Genomic DNA, 22,608 nt, shown 5'->3' with positions numbered 1-22,608 from the left:
TTACTGCGCGGCCAGGCGCCGCGCCTTCAATCCCCAACCCTGTTGCATGCCGGCAGCGGCCAACAGGATCGCTGCCACGCCGATCCATTGCAGGGTTTGCAGTTGATGACCGAAGGCAAACCAGTCGACGAAAATCGCCGCAATCGGGTAGATAAACGACAGAGCGCCGGTCAATGCAGTCGGCAGTTTCTGGATCGCACCGTAAAGCAGCACGTACATCAGACCGGTGTGGACGATGCCCAGCGTCACCAGACTGGCCCAGGCACTTGGCGCCTCGGGCATTGCTGAAAAATGCGCGAATGGCGCGAGCAACAGCACGCCGGTGCAGACCTGGATCAGCGCAATCAGATGCGGCGGCGTGCCGGTCAGGCGCTTGATGATCAACGCAGCTATGGCGTACAGAAACGCCGCCCCCAGCGCCAGCGCGATCCCCATCAAGTAGTCACTGCCGCCCTCGCCCTGCCCGCCGTGGGCACTGACGATGGCCAGCATCCCCATGAAAGAAATCGCCAGCCAGAACAGCTTCTGCAGGGTGATCTTCTCGCCTAGAAATAGCGCTGCCAACCCCACCAACATGAACGGCTGCACGTTGTACACCGCCGTGCCGATTGCAATCGAAGCCCGTGAATAGGAGGCGAACAGCAGCACCCAGTTGCCGACGATTGCCACCCCGCTGAGCACCGCCAGCAGGAAGGTGGTGCGGGTCAGAATGCCGGGGCGCAGAAAGCCGAAGGCGGCGCAGATCAGCAGCAAAGTCCCGGCGCCGAACACGCAGCGCCAGAACACCACGTCCAGCACCGGTTGCCCGGACACCAGCACGAACCAGCCAATCGTCCCGGATATCAGCATGGCGGCGGTCATTTCAAATGAGCCGCGACGGATTGTTTTGTCCATCATCAATCTCCTTAATGTGTGGCAAAAGTATGCCAAGCGTGACCGGGGCTTCTCCAGCGCAAAAAGCAGGCTAAACTCGATTTCTACCTTTTTTATCGAGGGTGGTTTGCATCATTCGCCTAATGCGGGAGTTTTTGTATGACCGACGATATCGACCAGATCCTGATCGGGGCCTTGATGGAGGACTCACGGCGCTCGCTCAAGGCGCTGGCGCAGATCAGCGGGTTGTCTTCGCCGAGCGTGGCCGAGCGTTTGCGCCGCCTGGAAGAACGCGGTGTGCTCAAGGGCTACACCGTGGAGATTGACCCGAAGTGCTTCGGTTATCAGTTGCAGGCGATTGTCCGGGTGCGGCCATTGCCGGGGCAATTGCAGGAAGTCGAGCGGCAGATTATGTCGATTCCCGAGTTCACCGAGTGCGACAAGGTCACCGGCGAGGACTGCTTTATCGCCCGCCTGCATGTGCGCTCGATGGAACAGCTGGACACCTTGCTCGACCGGTTGAATACGTTGGCAGAAACCAATACAGCGATCGTCAAGAAGACCCCGGTAAAACGTCGATTGCCGCCGATGGCGTGAGCGGCGTAGATTGAGTTTTTTCCGGCGAAGGATTGGCGGCATGAAAATTCAGGCAACGATGCTGGCAGCGTTGATGCTGGCTGGGTGCGGGACGGTGCAGACCGTAGCGTTCAGTGACAAGCATTCCACGGAGCAGTTGAAAGCGAACAAATCCTACTGCGGCGCTGTACCGCGCATCTACAGCGGCGTGACGTACGACTTCTGCATGCTGCACGCCGAAAAGCCGGATGACGTCGATGCGTTCAACTACAAGAACGCGACGCCGGGTCTGCTGGTGGACGCGGCCGTGTCGGGAGTGCTCGATACGTTGCTGCTGCCCTACACGATCTACAAGCAACAGGCCGATGGCAGCATCGTGATCAATTGATCGCCTGCTCTCTTTTTCGCAGGCAACAAAAAACCCGCTTTCGCGGGTTTTCTGTTTATTGCAGTGCAGCGATCAGTCGTCGCGGCTCATGATGCCGAAGATCTGCAACAGGCTGACGAACAGGTTGTAGATCGATACATACAGGCTGATGGTCGCCATGATGTAGTTGCGCTCGCCGCCGTGGATGATGGCGCTGGTCTGGAACAGGATGCAAACCGAGGAGAACAGCACGAAACCTGCGCTGATAGCCAGTTGCAGGCCGCTGATCTGGAAGAACATGCTCGCCAGCGTCGCGCCCAGCAGGACGAAGAAACCGGCGGTGATGAAGCCACCGAGGAAGCTCATGTCCTTGCGGGTGATCAGCACGTAAGCCGACAGACCACCGAACACCAGTGCGGTCATCGCGAACGCGGAGCTGACCACTTCAGCGCCGCCCTGCATGCCCAGGTAACGGTTGAGGATCGGGCCGAGCAGGAAACCCATGAAACCGGTCAGGGCAAACGCCGACACCAGGCCCCAGGCGGAATCACGAAGCTTGTTGGTGAGGAAGAACAGTCCGTAGAAACCGATCAGCACCACGAAAATATTCGGGTAGCCGACCCGCATCTGCTGGGCCACGAACGCCATCACACCGCTGAATGCGAGGGTGAGCGCCAGTAGACCGTAAGTGTTGCGCAGGACGCGGCTAACCTCTAGCTGCTCAGCCTGCACGCTGTTGTGAACTGCGTAATCCTGTTCGCGCATGGCGACACTCCTGTTGGTTTGAAACGTTCAGTCGCAAAGATCATAACAGACGCTCTGTAACAAGCCATGCACAGAGTTTGACAGTGTGTTTCATTCAGGTATTATGGCGCCCGCAACGCAACGGAGGTGTGGCCGAGTGGTTTAAGGCAACGGTCTTGAAAACCGTCGACTGTAACAGGTCCATGAGTTCGAATCCCATCGCCTCCGCCATATTTGATACGACAAAGCCCTGATTATTCAGGGCTTTGTCGTTTCTGGCTTTCAGGAATTTTGCTCCTCTCTTTATAGATCGTTTCCGCATCTTTTCGGCCATTTCCGCAACCCTACTTTTCAGACCGCCCTCCTCCCGTCAATTTCAATTGCCAAATTTAATGCGACAGACGAATTTTGAGTGGAGCAGTAGGCTGCTTTCGGCCAAAAGCGGACGCTAACTGCCATTCCTCATCCAGTGCTCCCAGACAGGAACCTGACCCAGTCATTTCAATGGGTCATAGCTGATCAACGTCTTTGGCTCCAAATACGCGCTCATCCCCCACCTGCCCATTTCGCGCCCAAGGCCTGAATGCTTGAATCCACCGAAGGGGGCACGCGGTTCGTGGGCCAGGGTGTTGATGAACACGCGTCCCGAATCGATCTGACGGGCGACGTTCATACAACGTTCGGAGCTTTTTCCCAGCACCAGGGCGCTCAGACCATAGTCCGTATCGTTGGCAATGCTGATCGCATCGGCATCATCCTCGTAGGGGATGATCGTCAGCACGGGGCCGAAAATTTCCTCACGCGCGATGCGCATCCGGTTGGTGGCATCAGTGAAGATCGTGGGCTTCACGAACCATCCGGCATGCAAGCCTTCCGGGCGACCTTCGCCACCCGCCAGCAACCTCGCGCCTTCTTCGTGGCCGGTACGGATGTAGCGCTGCACCCGCTCCCATTGTTTCTGGCTCACCATCGGACCGATGTCGGTGTCGGCGCTGCGTGGATCGCCCGATTGAATCTGTGAGACACCCTCCTTCGCAATCCGCTCGAACTCTGCCAGCCGGCTGTGCGGCACGAGGATGCGAGTGCCCGCGATGCAAGCCTGGCCGCTGTTGAGAAATCCGGCTTGCAGCACCAACGGCATGACCGCTTGGAAATCAGCATCGTCAAGCACCACGGTGGGGGACTTGCCGCCCAATTCCAGCGTCACGCGCTTCATGGTGTCGGCACCGGTTCTTACCAGATGCTGACCGACAGCGGACGAACCCGTGAACGAGATCTTGGCAACGTCGGGATGACGGGCGATCTCCTCGCCAACCACATCGCCCCGTCCGTTGACGACATTGAATACACCCGGTGGCAGCCCCGCATCGTGCAACGCTCTGACCACGACCTGCGTCTGCAACGCGCTCATCTCGCTGGGCTTGATGACAGCGGTGCAGCCTGTCGCCAGCGCAGTGGCCAGCTTGTTGCAGATGAAGCCCGCATTGCTGTTCCAGGGCGTGATCAGACCGGTCACGCCCACGGGCGTCAGAATGACCCTGGCCACGCCGACCTGTTCCTCGAAATCGAACGCCTCCAGTGCATCGATTGCTTGCGCAATCACATCGGCCGGATAAGTCGCCATCCAGCGCCCGCGAACCGCAGGCGCGCCGTATTCCACGAGGATGGCTTCCAACAGTTCCTCCTCCCTTGCCGCCATGGCCCGGTGCATGCGTTGCAGTGCCGCAATGCGCTCCCCCCGGCTAGTACGAGCCCACGCCGGGAACGCAACCTTGGCGGCTGCGATCGCACGCTGTGCGTCCAATGCATCGCCCAGCCGAACCTGACCGATGACTTCCTCGGTGCTCGGGTTATGAAGGTCGAACCATTCCTGACCGTGCGGAATGACGAACTCGCCGTCGATGTAGATATGTTCAATGAGTTGCATGGCGACTCCTCGCTCAAAAACGACTCGCCTGAATCGAGCCTCTGTGATGAAGTCTAAGAAGGGTTCATTATTCCGATAAGCCACCCTTTGGCTTATGAAGCATCCGCATATTCAGGACAATCCATGCACAGAACAGGAATGACCGAGCTGGAAGTGGTTCTGGCCGTGGCGCGCCGCAGCAGTTTTCGCGGCGCAGCACAGGAATTGGGCATGTCCACCACCGCCGTGAGCAGCGCGGTGGCCGGCCTGGAAGCACGCCTGAAAGTGCGCCTGTTCAATCGCTCCACGCGCAGCGTGGCCCTCACCGACATTGGGCAACGCTATGTGGCACGTATCGCCCCTGCGTTGGCGCAGATCAAAAGTGCCGGCGAAGAAGCCAGCCTCGGCCCCGATGAACCCAGCGGCACATTGCGCATCAATGCACCGCATGGCGCGGCCTACCTGCTGTTGGATCCGCTATTGAAGCAGTACGCTCAGCGCTATCCCGAAGTGCGCATCGACATCGTCAGCGAATCAAGCATGGTCGACATCATCGCCGGTGGCTTCGACGCCGGGATCCGCCTGGCGGAGTCTGTGCCGCAAGACATGATTGCCGTGCCACTGTCAGGTGACATCCGGATGCTCGTGGTAGCAACGCCCGAGTACCTCGAACGCCACGGCGTACCCGAGCATCCGCGAGATCTGCTTACCCACCAGAGCATCTGCATGCGCATGGCCCACGGTGGCCTCTACCAGTGGGAATTGGAGCGCGATGGCCAAAAGCTGCAGATGGATCTGCCGGTGCGCTTCGCCTCCAACGAGTTGCTGGCCATCAAACAGGCCGTGGTGTTGGGCCTTGGCATTGGTTTCATTTCCGAGTGGTTCATCCAAGAAGAACTGGCGAGCGGCGTCCTGGTGCCGGTGTTGATGCCATGGTGCCCGTCGTTTGGCGGGTTGAGGCTCTACTACTCGGGCCATCGCTTCGTGCCGGCGCGATTGCGCGCACTGATTGAACTGGCGCAAGAGTTGCGGCCCACGGTGGTTTGATAATATTCCGCCGCCTTTTTATCGTCCCCCCTTCGGCCAAAAAAACACCCATCAGAAAGGACCGCTTTCGGCCAAAAGCGGACTCTCACGATAGCTGCTTTTTGGACGCCAGCGCACGACGCGGCGTCTGACCCAAAATGGATCTCAGTCGCGCGCTAGCTGTCGAGAAATTCAAACGACGAGTTTTAGCAGATTTTCCAACAGCTCTTTAAACTCAGCGCGATCTGTATAATTTTCCCGGTGCGTAGACCGGTGGAGGATCTGCTCAGCCGTCATCAGCGGCCAGAGTTTGTCGATCACATCGTCCGCTTTGATGTTCTTATCTCAGAACCCAATCTCAACGACGGCTATTTTCTCCTGCTCTCGCGATTGCTTGACTCGTAGAGTGTTGAAGGAAGAGATTTGCAAAAAAATATTCGTCATTTACATGTACCTTCCAGCAGCAAAGGACGCTTGATGAGAACCCCGCTACTCGCCCTTACCCTCGCAGCTCTATTGAGCGCATGCGCAATCCCTTACGAAACCCCGGAAGCCCGCGCCAATATTGAACGCGATCTGAAGCTCAGCGCAGACGAAATCGTCACTATCACCGAAACCAACTGGTGCTTATCTCCCTATGGTGATTTGCAAGTGTGCAGACCCAAGCAAGGCCTGGGTGTGCTGACCAAGAGCAAGCTAGTGCTGGCCTTCTATAAGGGCGGCATCTACCAGCAAGCTGAAGTCATCAACGCCAGCGATGTGCAGTGTGCCCACCTGCAAAGTGGCAGAGCCGCAGCCGATACCTTCTACCTATTCAGTGAACGTTGGGCCGCCATGCTGGCGCCAATTACCGTGGGAGGTGCTTTGGCCCTCGACAAGAAAGCCCAGTTCCTGAGCGTGCTAGTGCCGCCAAACACTGAGAGCTTCACGGCTGCGCAAGGAAATTTTATTCAGGTCACCGATCGCAAGAATTACTCGGCTGTGGCGGTACCAGGTACCAAAACCTATATAGGAACCAGCGAGAGTATTCGCCAGATTTTTAATCCGTGTACGCAGGGAAAGAATCGCTCAGCCGCATCCTAAGTCCTGACCTGTCCTGACCTTTCGAGTGAAACAGTCCCAGCAGCAATTGAAGCGCAAGTAGTTCAATGCAAGCCCGATGCGCCGGGCCTGTCGAGAGCCGACAGTCGGCTGCCGACAGTTACAGACACAATGAAAAAGAAGGGCTGCATTGGGTCGTTTTCTGCCTCTCGCGACGGGCAGAAAACGGCCAGAAGCGGACATCGTCTAAAGGAAGCCTTCGGACTAAAAGAAGGACTTTGTCTTAAAAAGCCGATAGGCTCATGTACTTATTATCAGTAAAAATCCAGGCGAAGGGACATGGCACTGTCTAAAGGCGATCAACAATGATCTGAAGGATGAAGATCGTTGTTTAGGCACATTTGAGACGAGCGGGAAATCTTGCTACGAAACAAGTTCCCGATTCGAGTGTGGACACCACGCTCAGGTTGCCTCCGTGCGCAGTGGTAATTTGGGAGGCGATATAGAGTCCCAAGCCCAAGCCTTCACCACGTTGTCCAGCCTCTGATCGGGTGAAAGGTTCAAACAGCAAGGGCGACAAGTGCGGCGGTATCGGGGGGCCTTGGTTGGTCACAGATATAACAATTTCGTCCACTTCAGTGTCGGCCTTAACAGTGATAGGCGACGCTAATGAGCCGTGGGTGACTGCGTTTCCCAACAAGTTGGAAAGCAACTGGCTGATACGCAGAGGGTCACAATAGACACCGGCCGGTATGTCTACCAACTCAATAAATGTAGCTCGAGGGTGCGAGATTTGAACCTCATTCAGAGTCAAACGTAGTGTGTTGCCCAGATCATCGACAAGTTGGCGTTTGATTGGAATTCCGCTCCCCATTCGACCCCGGGCAAAATCCAGCACGTTTTCGATCAGGTTTCCCATGCGTGTGGAGCTAGTACGAATGGCTGAAATTAAGCTAAGCGATCTTTTGTCCGTTGTTTTGGTTTCCAGCAGATCGGCGCTCATACGAATGGCGCTCAATGGCGTGCGCAGATCATGCCCGAGTACGGCGACGAATTGCTCGCGCAACCTTCCGTGCTCCTGGGCATTAACTAACTCCGCTTGGGCAAGCTCGAGATTATTCTGGGCATCGAGGCTCAACGCTATCAATTGGGCGAAAAGCGTAAGTGTGTTGGCAATGGCCGGGTCATCGAGATGAGCAGGCACAGAGTCGATGGCACACAGTGTCCCAAAAAACTCGCCGTTTGCCTTTATGATCGGAATAGAAATATAGCTTTCCAATCCATAGGTTCTGGGCGTGTGATGCAGGGAAAAAACGGGATGTTCACTGGCGTGGCCAAAAATGACCGGTTTTCTGTGCTGCCGAATTTCATGGCAGATCGTTGACTCAAGCACCAGCTCGTCGCCAGGTTTCAAGCCGAACTCAATGGAGTCATCTACTGCGCACGCCACCCAGTTTTTTTCAGTGACCCTGGCGACAGCGGCGAACCGCATTCCAGTGACGTGCTTGACCATGCTCAATATCACCGGCACAGCTTTGATGCGGTGGATAGCATTAATGTCTTGAGAGAACTCTTGGCTGGTCATAGATCTGCGGTTCAAATGAGTGCGTTCAGAGAATATTCCTAATTATCTAACGTTTCCAATAAGCTATTTCATCAAGCTTCACGTCACTAGGGCCAAAACCAGCGAGTGTCATAACGGCCGCCTCCGGCGGTCGATGAAATGGACATCGACTTCGTGTTGACATTCCTCCAATGACTATTTTTTGCCGCTTTCTACCCGTTACCGTGGCAGCTTTTGGCCGAATGCTGCCCTCCGCGACAGGCAGCAATCGGCGAATAGCGGCCGTTCTGGAATGGCAGGAAACGACCGATAACTGCCTTCGATATGCGACTTTCGCCCGTCAGTGGCTCGATTGCAAGAATATGGCGGAGAGCTGCAAAACCGCCTACGCTTATAGAATGATTCCTCGAACGCCTTGCCCATCTGGTGGTATAGAGCCGAGAGATCTGACTTCCTTTGACCGTCCGCTTAATACCCACCCGGACCAACCCGCGCCTATCGCCAGCAACTGCCCCCTGAGTCCGGTCCACACGACCAGCAGTACGGCGCAACGGGTAAAAGCCAGACCCAGTCCCCCCACCTGCCGTTCAAAAGCGACCGATGCCGCAGCACCTCTGGAAACGGGGGCGCTGTTCACGTTCTGCCATGAGGTCAATCCGTATGTATCGGCCGAGCACGATTCCTTACCAGCAGCATCGAGGGTTCAGCCGAACCTTCACTCAGGGGCATTTGAGCCTTGGATTATTCTTTCCCATGGAGGCGTTCGACGGGGACACTCCGAGCATGCTCAACCAGGTCACACTGGCTAAAAAAGCCGAGGCGCTGGGCTTCTGCGCGCTCTGGTTTCGCGACGTGCCGCTTCGCGACCCTGGCTTCGGCGATGTCGGCCAAGTCTTCGACCCCTGGGTTTACCTGGGTTATATGGCCGCCCATACCTCGGAGATTGCACTTGGCACCGCCTCCATCGCCATCCCGCTGCACCATCCCCTGCACACGGCCAAGGCGTCAGCCAGCGTCGATCAGTTGAGCACTGGTCGCTTGATTCTGGGGGTTGCTTCGGGAGATCGGCCAGTGGAGTTTTCGGCGTTTGGCGTCGATCCCGAAAGGCGTGGAGAGATCTTTCGAGAACACTACGAAGTGATTCGCCGCGCCCACAGCACCAGTTTTGAGCCCATCCACTGGAGCACTGGTGAAATGCAAGGCGCAGACCTGATTCCGAAACCTACCACCCAATTCATTCCAATGCTCGTGACCGGCAACAGTCGCCAGTCACTGGATTGGATCGCGCGTGAGAGCAACGGATGGATCAACTATCCACGCATTCCGAACATGCAGCGGCTGGTCGTGGAAGATTGGCGACTGGAGGTCACGAAACAATGTGGCTCTGTGTACAAGCCCTTTACTCAGTCGCTGTACATCGATCTCGATGAAAATCCGTCCACGCCCCCCACACGTATCCATTTGGGTTTCAGACTGGGACGTTACCATCTACGGTTTTTGCTGGAGTCGCTTGAGGAAATCGGCGTGGACCACGTCATTCTCAATCTCAAATACGGCAAGCGCCCTGCGGCGGAGGTTATCGAGGAATTGGGTACGCACATCGTTGCGCAGTTCGGAGTGCAGCCGCGTCCGGCAGCGCATTGAACATCGGTCACTGCTACGCCGACGAATGCTCACTTGACGAAACCATAAAGTGTCACGGCGCGGATGACCTCCGGATCTACATCAATGATGGAGATCTTCGCGCCATGAGCGACCGGTGCCCGGCAAGCAATCTACCCTACCCAGCCTAAACCCGTGATGAGCACATTGCCTTGCAGATTCTGTGCGGCTTCCACGCCGTCCATGGACACGATTTGCGCGCGTATCCTTTCAGGGTAGCTTGGCCGCAAGGACGTCAACCTTCTCGATTGATGGCGGTTCGGCAAACAGCTCGGCAGCGTTTGCCATAAGCGCCGCCGCGACCTTGCCCGAAAGATGAGCCTGCCGGCCCGCTTCATCCGGGAATGCGTCAAAGATGCCAAAGGTAGACGGCCCCAAGCGGATTCCAAACCAGGCTTTAGTGGCTGGCTCCTCCTCCACTAAAGGAAGGCCGCTCAAGAGAAAGCGCTCCACCTCTTTCTCTTTCCCAGGTTTTGCTTCCAGACGAACGAACAACGCTACTTTGACCATGACGTGGCTCCTGTTGTTACGATGCGGCTGGTGCTATCTGGTCGCAATAGCTAAAAGGGGCATCCGGCAATTAACTATGGTCGACGACACCAGGATTACAAACCCAAAGAGACCAAGGGTAGCGTCGCATGTCGCTTGGACACTGAGAATGACGTAGTAGGTAGGCAGCGCGCAAACCGCAGACCAGCCGCTTGATCACTTTTCCCGAGCTGTGGCCTGATAATCAAGACTCAACGATATCTGAAATTCAGGAGAACATAACAGATCATGGTGACTGTCAAGCCGACCAATATGTACTCGACACGCGGTAGAAATATAACTAACCCACCTAAAGAAAACACGATCAAGGTGTTTTGCAGTATGTATTTCCTTATTCGACTCACAGCTATGAAATAGCCATATTGCTTCCCCAGGAAAAACAAGACCATGCCGGTGATCGACATAATCTGGAAATCGCGCATCGCAATGTCGTTCAGGATCGCATGCCTGATCAAATTTGCCAGAAGTGCCAGCCCCATAAAAAGAAAAAGGTGCGAGTAGATCAAGGCGTGCCCACTCATACTGCTTTGATGTTTGTTCAATAAATAAAAACTATCAAAATAGATCCACCAGATACTGCAAATCATGATAAATCCGGTGATGGCCGCCATCACATTATAATAACCCCATTGAATGTTAGATAAGCCTCCAGAAAGGCTAATAATTGACTCCCCCAATAAGATTAGGGTGAGTAGACCTATGCGCTCAACCAAGTGTTCCGTGTGTGCTGGCAACGGTTTTAGTTTAGTCCAGAAAAATACAGGAAACAGAATATCAAGAATAATCCCAATATAAGCAACAAGGTAACGCAAGGGCGGGTCAAAAATAACGGATGAAAGGCTAATAACTGCGCTAACTAATAGGGCAAAACCAAGCCTTGAGGAAAGTTCGCCGCGAGAATCGAGTTTACTAATGGATGAAATGTACATAACACTGATGATCGCTCGTATTCCAAAATAGCAGGCAATAATAAGCGGGTAGTTCACTTCCAGGTCTTCTCCGATCCGTGCCGATAGCACAATGAGCAGGAGCATTATGAATAATGTTGCCAAACGGTGAAGATTGCTGTCTGTATCGAACCTGTTGGAGTAAATCGTGTGACTGGACCAGATCCACCACAACGGTACAAAAAGCAGTAAGAATGTCCATAATTGCTTATGTTCAAAGTGGCCGTCATGAACATGTCCGAGAGTGTGCGTAACCTGGCCTATCGTAACAACGAAAGTCAGGTCAAAAAACAACTCCAACCATGTGGCGTGTCGATTTTCTTCATAATACTTCAAAGATTTCATTAGTTGCCGGCTCCGTGTCCACCTCTTTAATGTAAAAGGAAGCTAACGTTGGTTTTTCCTCGGCTCCGATGTGGGTGATGCCAAGCCGATTTGGCTCTCTAGCGATTTCGTCCACGCACTAACAAAAGCTCAATCATCTGACTCATCCCGATGAACTCTGGAACTCCGTCATAGCGAAGCCCGTCAATGTAAAACGCTGGGGTGCCATTCACGCCGCTGCGTACACCGCCGTTGAAATCGGCTTGTATTTTGGGAATGTAAGTATCCTCTTGCATTGCAAGATCGAATTCCTCCTTGGGAAGGCCGTGTTTGAGAACGATGGCGCGATACAGCGGCAGGCCCAATCGATCCTGATTTTCGTACAATTCGTCGTGGGCCTCCCAGAAGAACCCTCGACTCCCGGCATACTCCGCGGTGACCGCTGCACCCAATGCATGCGGGTGAGCGGTGGTCAGAGGAAAGTTACGGAACACGAACAGCAAATCATCGCGAAAATGCTGCTGCAGATTCTTGACCATCCAATAAGCTTCACCGCAATAGGGACATTCATAGTCGCCAAATTCCACCAAGGTGACCTTGGCATGCGCACTTCCCTGGCGATGGTCGTTGGCACTTACCGGGACTTTGAGAGTGGCCATGTAATCACCTGTTAATTTTTGGTTGGCGTGCTTTGTGGCGAATTCACCAGAGCATCCAGCGCATCCAGAATGCCGTCCGCCCCAGGGTTGATTGCCATTGGTGAGACGTAGCTCCAGGCAACCACCCCCTCCTTGTCAATCACGAACAGTGCCCTCTTACAAACTCCGAGCTGGGACTCGTACGCTCCATACTGTCGTGCCACCGCCCCTTTGGGCTCGAAATCGGCCAGCAGGCTGAAGTGGAAATTTCGATCTTTGGCAAAGGCCTGATGACACCAGGCGCTGTCAACCGAGATACCCAATAGCACCGCACCGTATTCTCTGAAGGTGGGTAACAACTGGTTGTACAAGGTCAGTTGGTCACCACACACCGAAGTCCAGTCAGCGGGATAAAACGCCAGTATCACGGGATTTCCCTTTAGCTCACGCAGCGACAACTGTTGATCAGGGGTTGCGTGAAGAGTGAAGTCGGGCGCGACAGTGCCGGCCGGCAGCGGACCCTGAACCAGGTCGCCATTGGTTTTTTGTGCATCATCGAACTCTAAAGTATTCATTGCTTGAACCTTGATAGATGGGTGGTTGGGACGTGCTCAGTGGGATGCGACGTGCCCGACGGGATAACTCCATCCACCATCAAGGGGTTCAAAAAAAGACAACGCTGCCTCGATCTCAGCCTGAGCCTGAGTGATTTCGGCAGCGAAACATTCACGTTCCGCATCAAGGAACACAAGAAGATCCGCCGTGTAATCGCGGAATTGGATTAGGCCAGGTTGGCAGGGGAATGGTCAGATTCGCTCTGGCTCACCAATGACTATAGTCGTTGATGACGCTTGCCGTAGTCGCTGAACGAATTTTCGGTACCCTCAAGTGCCAACAACACTTACGCGCTTATCTTGCTGCCATTTCAGGCGGCGCTTTAACACGATGATTTTGGCAGCTATTTCGCCACTTCAGACAAATCTACATCTGCTTTCTGGACGACAACGGCTGCCCGTTACGACAAGCAGAAACCGACCAGAGGCAGACGACTCGGCCCCTTACCTCCAGCAGCCAGTCAAATCGTAAACATAAGTCTGTAACCAGCAGCTGGCTCGTCATGACCCGAGTCGGGCTGACGGAGTAGGTAAACCAGAGCTATTTATTCACCGGATGAGGGTTGGCCATCGCCAGCGAATATAGGGACTCGAGTCCGTCCCTTTTCGGTTCCACTGAGACAACGGCAGGGGCTGCCAGCCAATTCGTCACGGTTTAACGAAATGATGACGGCAGAAAGCTATTATTGTTAAGTTTTCCAACCCCAAGCCGATAATCGCCGGGAGGCACAACTCGTACCCCGGAGTGGAGAAGTCCGAATGTTGTCCAGCAGATCCAAGTCGTCAGAAGATTCCCGAGACGAGCGCTTCGACGGCCTGCTCCATATGGTCAGGCGGCAGTTCGGTGTCGTGGCCGTCCTGCTGACAACCGGCGCACAGGATCTACAGCGCTTTTGCGCTGGCGCCGGCCCGATTGTGCGCGACACACTGCCAGACCTCCGCATGCCGCTTCCCTCCGATGCCAATGCCCATACACTTCTGCTTGTACCCGATATCAGCCGCGACGAGCATCTGCGCAATCACCCACTGACAAAAACGTTTCCCTCGCTGCGCTTTCTCGCCGCCTGCCCACTGCAGGCGCCAGGTGGAGGGCAGCTCGGCCTTCTCTGTCTGCTTCACGACCAACCGCGCGAGCTCGATGCCGAGCAACAAAAAGGGTTGCAGGAGTTCGCTCAATTGGCAGTTGGGGCGCTGCTGCTGAAGGATTCGGATCGAGCGGAGTTTGAGCTTCCAAGCGAAAACGATCGACGTAAGGCGCTGGCCATCGCCACTAGCGGCACCGGTGTTTGGGACCGAAACATGCTCACCGGCAAAGTCAACTATTCCGATAGTTGGAAGGCCTTGCTGGGCTACACCAACAACGAGATCGGCAGCGACCCTGCCGAGGCCTACACCCGCATCCATCCTGCCGACTTCGCATACGTGCTGGCCGTCTACCAGGAGGCCATCGACGGGCGCACCGAGGTTTTCGAAGTCGAGCACCGATTACGTTGCCGGGACGGCAGTTACAAGTGGGTCTGCAGTCGCGGCAAGGTGGTCGAATTTGACGGTGCCGGCAAACCCTCGCGCATGGTCGGAACCACCACTGACGTCACTGCAATGTACGCCCTGTCGGAACAGATACAGCTGAACGCCGCTCTGCTGACCGACCTGACCAACGAAATCCCCGGCATGGTTTTCCAGAGTCTGCGGCAGTTGCATGGACAGTACAGCTTTTCCTTCGTCAGCATCGGGGCCCGCGACATTTATGGAGTGACGCCGGAGCAACTGATGCAAGATGCCGACATGCTGCACATGATCATCCATCCGGACGATCTGACTGCCTACCTCGGCTCCCTGGAAGCGTCTGCGACGGATCTCAATCCCTGGAACCTAGAATACCGGGTACTGCTGCCCGGTGGGGGCGCCGCTTGGCGTCATGGTGCTGCGCGTCCCAGGGCACTGGCGGACGGGAGTGTGCTCTGGCACGGCATCATCACCGATGTCACCGAGCGCAAGCTAATCGAAGCAGAACTGCAGGTGCTCGCCAGCACGGATTCCTTGACGCAACTGTCCAATCGTCGCCACTTCATGCAGCACCTCGAAAGCGAGTTGGCGCGTGTGCAGCGCTCTGCCGGCTATCCCGCGGTAATCCTGATGTTCGACCTTGACCACTTCAAAGCCATTAATGATCGCTGGGGACATTCGGTAGGTGATCTCGCGCTTCAGCACTTCTCGGCCATTCTCTGCACACAGCTGCGCAGAACCGATGCTGCCGGTCGCATGGGCGGCGAAGAGTTCGCAGTGGTGTTGAGCAATGCTTCCGTCGACGAGGCCAAAATCTTCGCCCAACGAGTCCAGGATGAGCTGGCCAGTGCGCCACTAGACCACGGAGACGAACGTCTGACACTGGCGGTCAGCGTAGGTATCGCCGCCCTCCATTCAGCCGATGTCAGCGCTGAGGCCAGCCTGTCGCGCAGCGACAAGGCGCTCTATTGCGCAAAGCGTGCCGGGCGCAACCGCATCGAATGTTATTGAAAGGTCGGGAGGGATTCAGACCTCAAAGCAGCGACATGCCAAGACGCAATGAGCCTCCAACGCCGCCTGAACAGCGACGATGATCATAATTTCAGCATGATTGGAAAAGCATCTAGTCTGTAGCGTTCCAGCGATCGTCTGCTTTTGGACGTGTCCTGCCTGTCACGACTGACCAGGTTGGCTGCGAAAATCCCAATTCAGATGAAAGTCGCTTTTCCATCAAGCGCAACCTCTCGATTGCAGCTATGAAATTCAGGGCGATCATGAGCCTACCCAGAACGCCAGATAACCGGACAACTTCGTTTCCGCAAATAAGTATCCACCCCTTGATTTCAGAGTCCTCCAGAGCATTAATGAATACGGCCTAGCGGAAACGAATACAAGTTAAGGCATTGAAATATATGAATTAATCTTCAGACTTGAAAACCGTCGACTGTCCTGGCCGAAACCATTTCATCTCTCACGACTGCCTTTGGACCGTAGCTGCCGCTCAATAATGGATAAGCGCGTCATCAAAGGAACTAGCCCATTATTGAAACGTCTGTTTGAATAACGGCATGATGCCAGCCAGCAAAAAGGCCGATGGCGCAGCTGATAACAACACAAGAATGGAGTGCGCGATGAGCCAAACCGACCAAATTTTTTCCTATTGGTGGAATACATCAGGCCCTTGGGTAGAAGAACCCAACGTACGCAGGAGTGGCACGAGCGGAGTGCAGCGAGTTCTGCATAACGGTGCGACTGTGTACGTTAAGCGTCAGACGGGTCATTTGTTTCGCAGCCTGAGATATCCTCTGGGGCGCCCCACTACCTTGCGCGAAGGCCGCGCGCTCACAAAGTTACTCCACCTTGGGGTCAACGCCCCTCAACCGGTTTACTACGGTGCGCAAAAAATCAAAGGGGTCTGGCACGGTATCTTGGTCACCAAGGACTTGAACGGTTTCCAGGATTTGGAATCGTGGTACAACCAAGGTGCAAAAAACCAATACACGCCCAAGCAACTGGACAATGTGCTCGAAATACTCGCGTCATTGATGGCACGAATGCATCTCGGCCGCTGGCAACATGGCTGCATGCGCTCAAAGCACATTTTTATCAAAGTTCGCAATTCGTCGAGCGATCCCGAGTTCGAGCTTGCGCTGCTCGATCTCGAGAAGTCCCATGGGCGAATTAGCTCATTGCGGGCAGCTCGGCACGACATTTTGCAACTCAGGCGCCATTCCTATTGGAGCGAACCGGAGTGGCAACACTTTCTTCGTCATTATGAAAAGCACCTGGGTCGACCAGTAATCACTCAGGGCCGTTCTTGAAAGCCCAACGAAGGCGGCAGGCGCTCACATCACATGAATGTCTGCATCGATCTAGGTGAACCCAGGCCTCGATTTTCAGCACTGATGGCTACTCCGGTTTGACTGTTGCAGCCGGCGGCCTGGCGTCAGGACCGATTTTGAACCAGATCGAGTACATCGCGGGCAGGAACACCAGCGTCATGATGGTGCCGACGAGCGTGCCGCCAATCAGGGTATAGGCCAGCGTCCCCCAGAACACCGAGTGTGTCAGGGGAATAAACGCCAGGATCGCCGCCAGGGCCGTCAACAGGACCGGTCGCGCACGTTGCACCGTGGCTTCGACGACCGCGTGAAACGGATCCAGCCCTTCTTGCGCGTTGTGATGAATCTGGCCGATCAAAATCAGCGTATTGCGCATCAGGATCCCCGACAGTGCAATCAACCCGACCAGCGCATTGATGCCAAATGGCTGATTGAAGATCAGCAGTGTCGGCACCACGCCAATCAAGCCTAACGGCGAGGTCAGGAACACCATGATCATCGCCGAGATCGAACGGACCTGCACAATGAGGATGACCAGGGTCATGGCGATCATGATCGGCAACAACGGCAGGATCGCCTTGCCGGCCTTGCCGGACTCTTCAATCGCGCCCGCCTGCTCGATCCGGTAACCGGAAGGCAGTTTCTCGATGATCGGCTGCAGTTGCTTCAGCAGCGCACTGGAAACATCCGGTGGCTGCAAGTCTTCGGCAATGTCGCCGCGCACAGTGATGGTCGGGGTGCGATCACGCCGGCGCAGGATCGGATCCTCCATGCGCACATCAACCTCGCCGATCTGCGACAACGGGACCCGCTGCCCCGACGCACCGACCAAGGTGAAGCCTTCGATTTGCTGTGGATCGAGCCGGACATCGCCCGCTGCCCGCCCCATGACCTGTACTGAACGAATATCCTCACGCACCGCCGTAATCGGTACTCCGCTGAGCAGGAACTGCAATTGCTGTGCAACCGCAGTCGATGTCAGCCCCACTGCCTGCAGACGATCTTGATCCAGGTTGAAATGCAACGACGGAGTCAGCGGCCCCCAATCGGTATTCACGGTTCTCATCATCGGGCTGTCCTGCATCACACCCCGCACCTGCTCGGCGATCACGCGCAACTTGGCCGGATCAGGCCCCATCACCCGGTAGGCCACCGGAAATGGTGAATAAGGACCAAATACGATTTGCGATGCCCTGAGGCGCGCTTCCGGGGCGAGCCCTTGAGCCACCGCGTCACGAAAACGCAATTTGAGGGTTTCCCGTGCTTCCTGACTGTCGGTCAGTACAACGATCTTGGCGAACGACGGATCGGGCAGTTCCGGTGCCATCGCCAGGAAGAAACGCGGTGCACCCTGGCCGATATAGGCCGTGACGATTTTTGCCTCATCCTGCTGGCGCAGCCAGGCTTCGACCTTGGCGGCCGTGGCGCTGGTCTGCTCGATGGAAGTGCCGTAGGGCATTTGCACTTCGATCATGACTTCAGGACGGTCAGAGGTCGGGAAGAACTGTTTCTTCACCAGGCCCATACCCGCAGCGGCCACAAAGAACAGCACAATGACCATGCCCGCGACCAGCCATTTGCGGGCAATGACCCGGGTCAGAACCCGGCGGAAGCGGTTGTATCGCGGAGTGTTGTAGATCGCCGCATGTCCACCCTCCACCGCCTTGATATCTGGCAACAGTTTCACGCCCAGATAAGGGGTGAACGCCACTGCCACGACCCACGAAGCGATGAGAGCGATGCCCACGACCCAGAACATGTTGCTGGTGTATTCGCCGGCCGTGGACTGAGCAAAACCGTTCGGCAAAAAACCGATCGCCGTCACCAGGGTTCCGGACAGCATCGGCGCCGCCGTGTGGCTCCAGGCATAGGCAGAGGCCTTGATGCGATCGTAGCCCTCCTCCATTTTCACCACCATCATTTCAATGGCAATGATCGCGTCATCGACCAGCAGCCCGAGCGCCAGAATCAACGACCCCAGGGTAATACGGTCAAAGTTTTTGCCGGTGGCCGCCATCACCACAAACACGATCGCCAGGGTCAACGGCACCGCAGCGGCGACCACCACGCCAACGCGCCAGCCCATGCTCAGAAAGCAGACGAGCATGACCACCAGCAGCGCGACAAAGAACTTGACCATGAACTCGCCGACGGCGGAGTCGATATTCACTGCCTGGTCGGTGACTTTCGAGAGGGTCATACCCAAGGGCATTTCCTCGTTGATCCTGACGGTCTCGGCATCCAGCGCCTTGCCCAGATCAAGGCCGTTCCAGCCCTCGCGCATCACCACACCGAGCAACAGCGCCTCTTCGCCGTTATTACGCACCAGAAAGGTAGCCGGGTCTTCGTAACCGCGTTCGACCGTCGCCACATCAGACAGCTTGAGTGTCCGCCCCTGCACCACTACAGGGGTGTCACGGATTTTCTGCAGCTTGTCGAACGCACCATCGAGGCGCAGAAAAACCTGTGGCCCGCTGGTGTCGATTGATCCGGCCGGGGTCAGTGCGTTCTGACTGTTCAGCGCGGCGAAGATGTCCTGCGGTGACAAACCCAGGGTCGCCAACCGCTCATGCGAAAAGGAAACAAATATCCGTTCGGCTTGTTCGCCGATGATGTTGACCTTCTTCACCCCCGGCACATGCAACAGGCGCTGGCGCATGGACTCCGCATCGCGGACCAGCAGACGCTGCGGCTCGCCCTTGGCTTTCAGGGCGAACAGCGCAAAGGTCACGTCCGAATACTCGTCGTTGACCATCGGCCCGATGACGCCCGCTGGCAACTTGATCGCTTCATCGTCGAGTTTTTTACGCGCCTGATAGAACTCTTCCTGCACTTGCGAGGGCGGCGTGCTATCGAGCAACGAGACCATCGTGAAAGCGAGCCCTGGCCGCGTATAGGTTTCCGAGCGGTCGTACCATTTGAGTTCTTGCAGGCGTTTTTCCAGTGGCTCCGCGACCTGATCCTGCATCTCCTGTGCGGTCGCCCCCGGCCACGCCGTGATGACGGTCAACTGCTTGACCGTAAACGGAGGATCTTCGGCACGCCCCAGCTGGAAGAATGCCAGGGTGCCGGCAACGGCGATCAGGAAAATCAGAAAGACCGTGATCGAACGCTCGCGAACGGCGATGGCGGAAAGGTTGAATCGTCCTTCGCTCATGGACGACTCCCGGCAACGGTCGCCGCATCAGGCACGGGCATTCTTACTGCTTCACCTTCGCGCAACAGGTGAGCGCCCAGCGCCACAATCTGTTCGCCAACCCGGAGATCGCCAGCGACTCGGGCCGAATCGTCGCTCAACCCCAGCACCTGAACCGGTCGCCAGGTCACGGTTGGCGGTGTCCCGGCGATGACCCACACGCCAGGACCTCGACCCGCGTCATAAAGCGCGGCGATGGGCACTTGTAACGACGCGCCAGGTGTCGAACCCTCGGCGATTCTGAGGGTGACTGTCGAACCTATCGGCGCATTGGCCAACGCGCCTTCCAGTACATAGCGCGCCTCGAACGTACGCGTCGTGCGGTCCGCCGAATCCGAAAGCAACCTCAGTTTCGCGGTAACAGCACCCGAGGCGTCGCCATAGAGCGTGGCTTGCGCAGTGGATCCTGCTGCGGGGCGCAACGTCTCGGGCAAGTGCACGATGGCCTCGCGCTGCCCTGCCCGCGCCAGCCGAACCACCGGTTGTCCAGGGCTGACGACTTGTCCGGGTTCGGCGAGTGTTTCCACCACAACGCCGTCGGCATCGGCAACCAGCACCGCATAACCGGAAGCGTTGCGGGCAACGTCCGCCTGCGCTTCAGCGGCGCTGAGTTGCGCCTTGGCGGTATCTGCGGCGGCTTTGATCTGATCGTAGGCCGATGCGGAAATGGCGCCGGCGCTGACCAGAGTGCGATAGCGGGCTTCGTCATCGGCTGTCTGCCTGGCCCGGGCTCGTGCGGCGATGACCGACTCCTGCTGCGCGCGTGCCTGCAACCCCAGGTCGATGGGGTCGAGCCGCATCAGCGGCTGACCGCGTTTGACGCTCTGCCCCGTGTCAACCAGACGCTCGAGCACCTTGCCCGAAACGCGAAACCCCAGATCGCCCTGAATGCGTGCCGTCACCACCCCCGTAAAAGATCGGGAACCGTCGCCCGCAGCCTGAACGGCGGTGAACCTGACCAGAGGCGCCTGTGTGCGCGGGTCTGCAACGGATGAGGAATCACCGCACGCCGCCAGGGCGAGTGGCAACAGGCATGCGGCAATGGGGGAAATTCGAAGCCGGCGCATAGGTTCACTTACTGAAATAGGATGATCATAATATTCTCATCTTTGTGACCAATATCGTCAATAGTCACATTAAATGAGGTATTCGACGCTCCAGCTTTATCATTTATGCCGTGATTGCGTTTTCAAGCCTTAATTGACACGTTGTGACCATTGCGTAATATGGTCACGAAAATCTCGTTAAGGAACGCCGATGCCTCCCCTGCGCCCAATTGCTCTTTTGGTTACCGCCAGCCTCATGGCAGGTTGTGCGGTGGGTCCGGATTACCATCGTCCGGACGCCCCGCTTTCAGATCATTACCTCGGGCAGTCTGCTGTCGAACCGCGATCAGGATCGACACCGGACAGCCTTGCCGCCTGGTGGGAAAGCTTTAACGATCCGCTACTGAGCAACCTCATCGACCAGGCCTTGCTGCAGAATCTGGACCTTGCACAGGCATCAGCGCGCGTCACCCAGGCCAGGGCCGGCCTGGGCGCCGCCAATGCAGCACTGCTGCCCTCGGCAAATATCAGCGCACAGGCGGCACGCGCTTATCAGTCCGTCGAGACACCACTGGGCCAAGTCTTGAATTCAACACCCGGCTACGACCGTTACGGCAATGCCTACGAGGCCAATCTCGAGGCGGGCTGGGAAGTCGATGTCTTTGGCGGACTGCGCCGCGGGCGTGAGGCGGCACTGGCTGAGTATCAGGCCTCAGCAGCCGGTTTCACGGCGACGAGGCTGGCAATCGCTGCGCAAACAGCCGATATCTACATCACCCTGCGCGGATTACAGGCGCGGCTGGACATCGCCAACCGGCAAGTCGACACCCGGCGCGCATTGCTGGAGAAGGTTCAGTTGCTTTACGGCAAAGGGCTGGCCGCGGAGTATCAGGTGCGCCAGGCCGAGGGTGAGTTGTCGCAAGTCCAGGCGACCGTTCCGGTACTGCAAAGCGGTCTGGAGGCAGCCATGAATGCGATGGACGTGCTGCTCGGCACGCCTCCCGGCACTCACCGCACGCAACTGGCACGTGAGGGCGAGATTCCCGATGTACCGTCGCTGACTACGCTGGCCACACCGGCAGATTTGCTGCGGCGCAGACCGGACCTGATCGTCGCCGAACGCCGTCTCGCGGCCTCCAACGCGCGTATCGGTGAAGCGATTGCCGAGTACTACCCGAAATTTTCCCTCAGCGCCTTGCTCGGCAGCGCGACTGCCGTCTCCGGCGGCAATCTTTTCACCAGCGGCGCGAGCCAGTCGAGCGCTGTCCTGGGTCTGCGCTGGAGGCTATTCGACTTCGGACGCATCAACGCCCGGATCGATCAGGCCAAAGGCCAGGAATCTGAAGCATTGGCCGCCTATCGCCAGTCGGTACTGCGCGCCACCGAAGATGTAGAGAACGCGCTGTCCTCACTGGTGAATCGGCAAACTCAGACCACCACCCTTACCGGCGGCGAAGCCGCGCTGACTCAAGCTCGCCAGTCCTCGTTCACCGCCTATGAAAAAGGCACCGCCAGCCTGATCGATGTCCTGCACGCCGACGAAACACTGTTGCAGGCCTCCGACGCCAGAGCGCAAGCGCGGACCGAATCGGCCCGTGCGGCGGTGGCGGTATTCAAGTCGCTGGGCGGGGGCTGGCAACCCACTGAATCACAACCTGTAGCGGCACGCTGAGCAGCACCACCAGAT

At 56.7% G+C, this 22,608-nt stretch carries 18 protein-coding genes, 1 tRNA gene and 1 pseudogene; 9 read left to right on the top strand and 11 right to left on the bottom strand.

What is annotated here, in order from left to right; genetic code table 11:
• Complete coding sequence (locus tag C1X29_RS21825; RefSeq protein WP_102718346.1) at positions 1-894, bottom strand: DMT family transporter; 894 nt, start codon at positions 892-894, stop codon at positions 1-3.
• Between the two features lie 138 nt (positions 895-1,032).
• Here C1X29_RS21825 and C1X29_RS21820 point away from each other — a divergent pair, with 138 nt between their 5' ends.
• Together C1X29_RS21820 and C1X29_RS21815 are read left to right on the top strand one after the other, a co-directional pair.
• The gene (locus C1X29_RS21820) at positions 1,033-1,470 is read left to right on the top strand and encodes an Lrp/AsnC family transcriptional regulator (RefSeq protein ID WP_007955121.1); all 438 of its coding nucleotides are present in this window, start codon (positions 1,033-1,035) and stop codon (positions 1,468-1,470) included.
• A 40-nt stretch (positions 1,471-1,510) separates the two neighbouring features.
• A complete protein-coding gene (locus C1X29_RS21815) occupies positions 1,511-1,837 on the top strand; it encodes a YceK/YidQ family lipoprotein (protein ID WP_102687648.1) in 327 nt (108 codons plus the stop codon).
• Between the two features lie 72 nt (positions 1,838-1,909).
• Here the strand turns inward: C1X29_RS21815 and C1X29_RS21810 are convergent, their stop codons facing one another.
• Entirely contained in the window at positions 1,910-2,581 is a 672-nt protein-coding gene (locus C1X29_RS21810; protein ID WP_007955123.1) for a Bax inhibitor-1/YccA family protein, read from the bottom strand.
• Between the two features lie 122 nt (positions 2,582-2,703).
• Between C1X29_RS21810 and C1X29_RS21805 the strand changes: the two genes are divergently transcribed.
• Positions 2,704-2,791, top strand: a tRNA-Ser gene (locus tag C1X29_RS21805).
• 265 nt (positions 2,792-3,056) lie between these two features.
• Here C1X29_RS21805 and C1X29_RS21800 read toward each other — a convergent pair.
• The gene (locus tag C1X29_RS21800; protein WP_102718345.1) at positions 3,057-4,487 is read right to left on the bottom strand and encodes an aldehyde dehydrogenase family protein; all 1,431 of its coding nucleotides are present in this window, start codon (positions 4,485-4,487) and stop codon (positions 3,057-3,059) included.
• A 123-nt stretch (positions 4,488-4,610) separates the two neighbouring features.
• Here C1X29_RS21800 and C1X29_RS21795 point away from each other — a divergent pair, with 123 nt between their 5' ends.
• Positions 4,611-5,513 carry a LysR family transcriptional regulator gene (locus C1X29_RS21795; protein ID WP_165369558.1) on the top strand — a complete coding sequence of 301 codons (903 nt, stop codon included), beginning with the start codon at positions 4,611-4,613 and terminating at the stop codon, positions 5,511-5,513.
• Between the two features lie 402 nt (positions 5,514-5,915).
• On the top strand, positions 5,916-6,575 hold the full coding sequence (locus C1X29_RS21785) for a hypothetical protein (RefSeq protein ID WP_256584385.1): 660 nt from the start codon (positions 5,916-5,918) through the stop codon (positions 6,573-6,575).
• 349 nt (positions 6,576-6,924) lie between these two features.
• On the opposite strand, the gene C1X29_RS21780 is transcribed toward C1X29_RS21785, so the two are convergent.
• Positions 6,925-8,118 (bottom strand): GAF domain-containing sensor histidine kinase, encoded by a 1,194-nt coding sequence (locus C1X29_RS21780; RefSeq protein ID WP_102718343.1) that lies wholly within the window; start codon positions 8,116-8,118, stop codon positions 6,925-6,927.
• A 639-nt stretch (positions 8,119-8,757) separates the two neighbouring features.
• On the opposite strand from C1X29_RS21780, the gene C1X29_RS21775 reads away from it, so the two are divergent.
• Positions 8,758-9,741 carry an LLM class oxidoreductase gene (locus tag C1X29_RS21775; RefSeq protein WP_102687722.1) on the top strand — a complete coding sequence of 328 codons (984 nt, stop codon included), beginning with the start codon at positions 8,758-8,760 and terminating at the stop codon, positions 9,739-9,741.
• 228 nt (positions 9,742-9,969) lie between these two features.
• On the opposite strand, the gene C1X29_RS21770 is transcribed toward C1X29_RS21775, so the two are convergent.
• The 5 genes and pseudogenes from C1X29_RS21770 to C1X29_RS29795 all read right to left on the bottom strand — a co-directional run.
• On the bottom strand, positions 9,970-10,269 hold the full coding sequence (locus C1X29_RS21770; protein ID WP_102718342.1) for a putative quinol monooxygenase: 300 nt from the start codon (positions 10,267-10,269) through the stop codon (positions 9,970-9,972).
• A 230-nt stretch (positions 10,270-10,499) separates the two neighbouring features.
• On the bottom strand, positions 10,500-11,600 hold the full coding sequence (locus tag C1X29_RS21765) for a low temperature requirement protein A (RefSeq protein ID WP_102718341.1): 1,101 nt from the start codon (positions 11,598-11,600) through the stop codon (positions 10,500-10,502).
• A 98-nt stretch (positions 11,601-11,698) separates the two neighbouring features.
• On the bottom strand, positions 11,699-12,238 hold the full coding sequence (locus C1X29_RS21760; protein WP_078047886.1) for a DsbA family protein: 540 nt from the start codon (positions 12,236-12,238) through the stop codon (positions 11,699-11,701).
• An 11-nt stretch (positions 12,239-12,249) separates the two neighbouring features.
• On the bottom strand, positions 12,250-12,792 hold the full coding sequence (locus C1X29_RS21755; protein ID WP_102687725.1) for a redoxin domain-containing protein: 543 nt from the start codon (positions 12,790-12,792) through the stop codon (positions 12,250-12,252).
• Positions 12,793-12,828: 36 nt separating this feature from the next.
• A pseudogene (locus C1X29_RS29795) lies at positions 12,829-13,118 on the bottom strand (TolC family protein); the annotation flags it as partial.
• Positions 13,119-13,590: 472 nt separating this feature from the next.
• On the opposite strand from C1X29_RS29795, the gene C1X29_RS21750 reads away from it, so the two are divergent.
• Both C1X29_RS21750 and C1X29_RS21745 read left to right on the top strand, forming a co-directional pair.
• Positions 13,591-15,348 (top strand): sensor domain-containing diguanylate cyclase, encoded by a 1,758-nt coding sequence (locus tag C1X29_RS21750; protein ID WP_173940206.1) that lies wholly within the window; start codon positions 13,591-13,593, stop codon positions 15,346-15,348.
• Positions 15,349-15,968: 620 nt separating this feature from the next.
• Entirely contained in the window at positions 15,969-16,658 is a 690-nt protein-coding gene (locus tag C1X29_RS21745) for a lipopolysaccharide kinase InaA family protein (RefSeq protein ID WP_102718340.1), read from the top strand.
• Between the two features lie 88 nt (positions 16,659-16,746).
• Here the strand turns inward: C1X29_RS21745 and C1X29_RS21740 are convergent, their stop codons facing one another.
• Both C1X29_RS21740 and C1X29_RS21735 read right to left on the bottom strand, forming a co-directional pair.
• Positions 16,747-19,836, bottom strand: a complete 3,090-nt coding sequence (locus C1X29_RS21740) for an efflux RND transporter permease subunit (RefSeq protein WP_102718339.1) — start codon at positions 19,834-19,836, stop codon at positions 16,747-16,749.
• A complete protein-coding gene (locus C1X29_RS21735; protein ID WP_102718338.1) occupies positions 19,833-20,942 on the bottom strand; it encodes an efflux RND transporter periplasmic adaptor subunit in 1,110 nt (369 codons plus the stop codon). Before C1X29_RS21735 ends, C1X29_RS21740 begins: the two co-directional genes overlap by 4 nt.
• 190 nt (positions 20,943-21,132) lie before the next feature.
• On the opposite strand from C1X29_RS21735, the gene C1X29_RS21730 reads away from it, so the two are divergent.
• Positions 21,133-22,593 (top strand): efflux transporter outer membrane subunit, encoded by a 1,461-nt coding sequence (locus tag C1X29_RS21730; RefSeq protein ID WP_102718337.1) that lies wholly within the window; start codon positions 21,133-21,135, stop codon positions 22,591-22,593.
• The last annotated feature ends 15 nt before the right edge of the window (positions 22,594-22,608 follow it).

The sequence above is a fragment of the Pseudomonas sp. GW456-12-10-14-LB2 genome, assembly GCF_002884345.1.
In the GTDB taxonomy this organism is placed as follows: domain Bacteria; phylum Pseudomonadota; class Gammaproteobacteria; order Pseudomonadales; family Pseudomonadaceae; genus Aquipseudomonas; species Aquipseudomonas paraglycinae.
This window is presented reverse-complemented; position numbering and strand designations above follow the sequence as displayed.

What these genes read in the sequence shown, in the direction of transcription:
- C1X29_RS21825 (WP_102718346.1), bottom strand. Translation starts at nt 894, where the DNA reads ATGGACAAAACAATCCGTCGCGGCTCATTTGAAATGACCGCCGCCATG.
- C1X29_RS21820 (WP_007955121.1), top strand. Translation starts at nt 1,033, where the DNA reads ATGACCGACGATATCGACCAGATCCTGATCGGGGCCTTGATGGAGGAC.
- C1X29_RS21815 (WP_102687648.1), top strand. Translation starts at nt 1,511, where the DNA reads ATGAAAATTCAGGCAACGATGCTGGCAGCGTTGATGCTGGCTGGGTGC.
- C1X29_RS21810 (WP_007955123.1), bottom strand. Translation starts at nt 2,581, where the DNA reads ATGCGCGAACAGGATTACGCAGTTCACAACAGCGTGCAGGCTGAGCAG.
- C1X29_RS21800 (WP_102718345.1), bottom strand. Translation starts at nt 4,487, where the DNA reads ATGCAACTCATTGAACATATCTACATCGACGGCGAGTTCGTCATTCCG.
- C1X29_RS21795 (WP_165369558.1), top strand. Translation starts at nt 4,611, where the DNA reads ATGCACAGAACAGGAATGACCGAGCTGGAAGTGGTTCTGGCCGTGGCG.
- C1X29_RS21780 (WP_102718343.1), bottom strand. Translation starts at nt 8,118, where the DNA reads ATGACCAGCCAAGAGTTCTCTCAAGACATTAATGCTATCCACCGCATC.
- C1X29_RS21775 (WP_102687722.1), top strand. Translation starts at nt 8,758, where the DNA reads ATGTATCGGCCGAGCACGATTCCTTACCAGCAGCATCGAGGGTTCAGC.
- C1X29_RS21770 (WP_102718342.1), bottom strand. Translation starts at nt 10,269, where the DNA reads ATGGTCAAAGTAGCGTTGTTCGTTCGTCTGGAAGCAAAACCTGGGAAA.
- C1X29_RS21765 (WP_102718341.1), bottom strand. Translation starts at nt 11,600, where the DNA reads ATGAAATCTTTGAAGTATTATGAAGAAAATCGACACGCCACATGGTTG.
- C1X29_RS21760 (WP_078047886.1), bottom strand. Translation starts at nt 12,238, where the DNA reads ATGGCCACTCTCAAAGTCCCGGTAAGTGCCAACGACCATCGCCAGGGA.
- C1X29_RS21755 (WP_102687725.1), bottom strand. Translation starts at nt 12,792, where the DNA reads ATGAATACTTTAGAGTTCGATGATGCACAAAAAACCAATGGCGACCTG.
- C1X29_RS21750 (WP_173940206.1), top strand. Translation starts at nt 13,591, where the DNA reads ATGTTGTCCAGCAGATCCAAGTCGTCAGAAGATTCCCGAGACGAGCGC.
- C1X29_RS21745 (WP_102718340.1), top strand. Translation starts at nt 15,969, where the DNA reads ATGAGCCAAACCGACCAAATTTTTTCCTATTGGTGGAATACATCAGGC.
- C1X29_RS21740 (WP_102718339.1), bottom strand. Translation starts at nt 19,836, where the DNA reads ATGAGCGAAGGACGATTCAACCTTTCCGCCATCGCCGTTCGCGAGCGT.
- C1X29_RS21735 (WP_102718338.1), bottom strand. Translation starts at nt 20,942, where the DNA reads ATGCGCCGGCTTCGAATTTCCCCCATTGCCGCATGCCTGTTGCCACTC.
- C1X29_RS21730 (WP_102718337.1), top strand. Translation starts at nt 21,133, where the DNA reads ATGCCTCCCCTGCGCCCAATTGCTCTTTTGGTTACCGCCAGCCTCATG.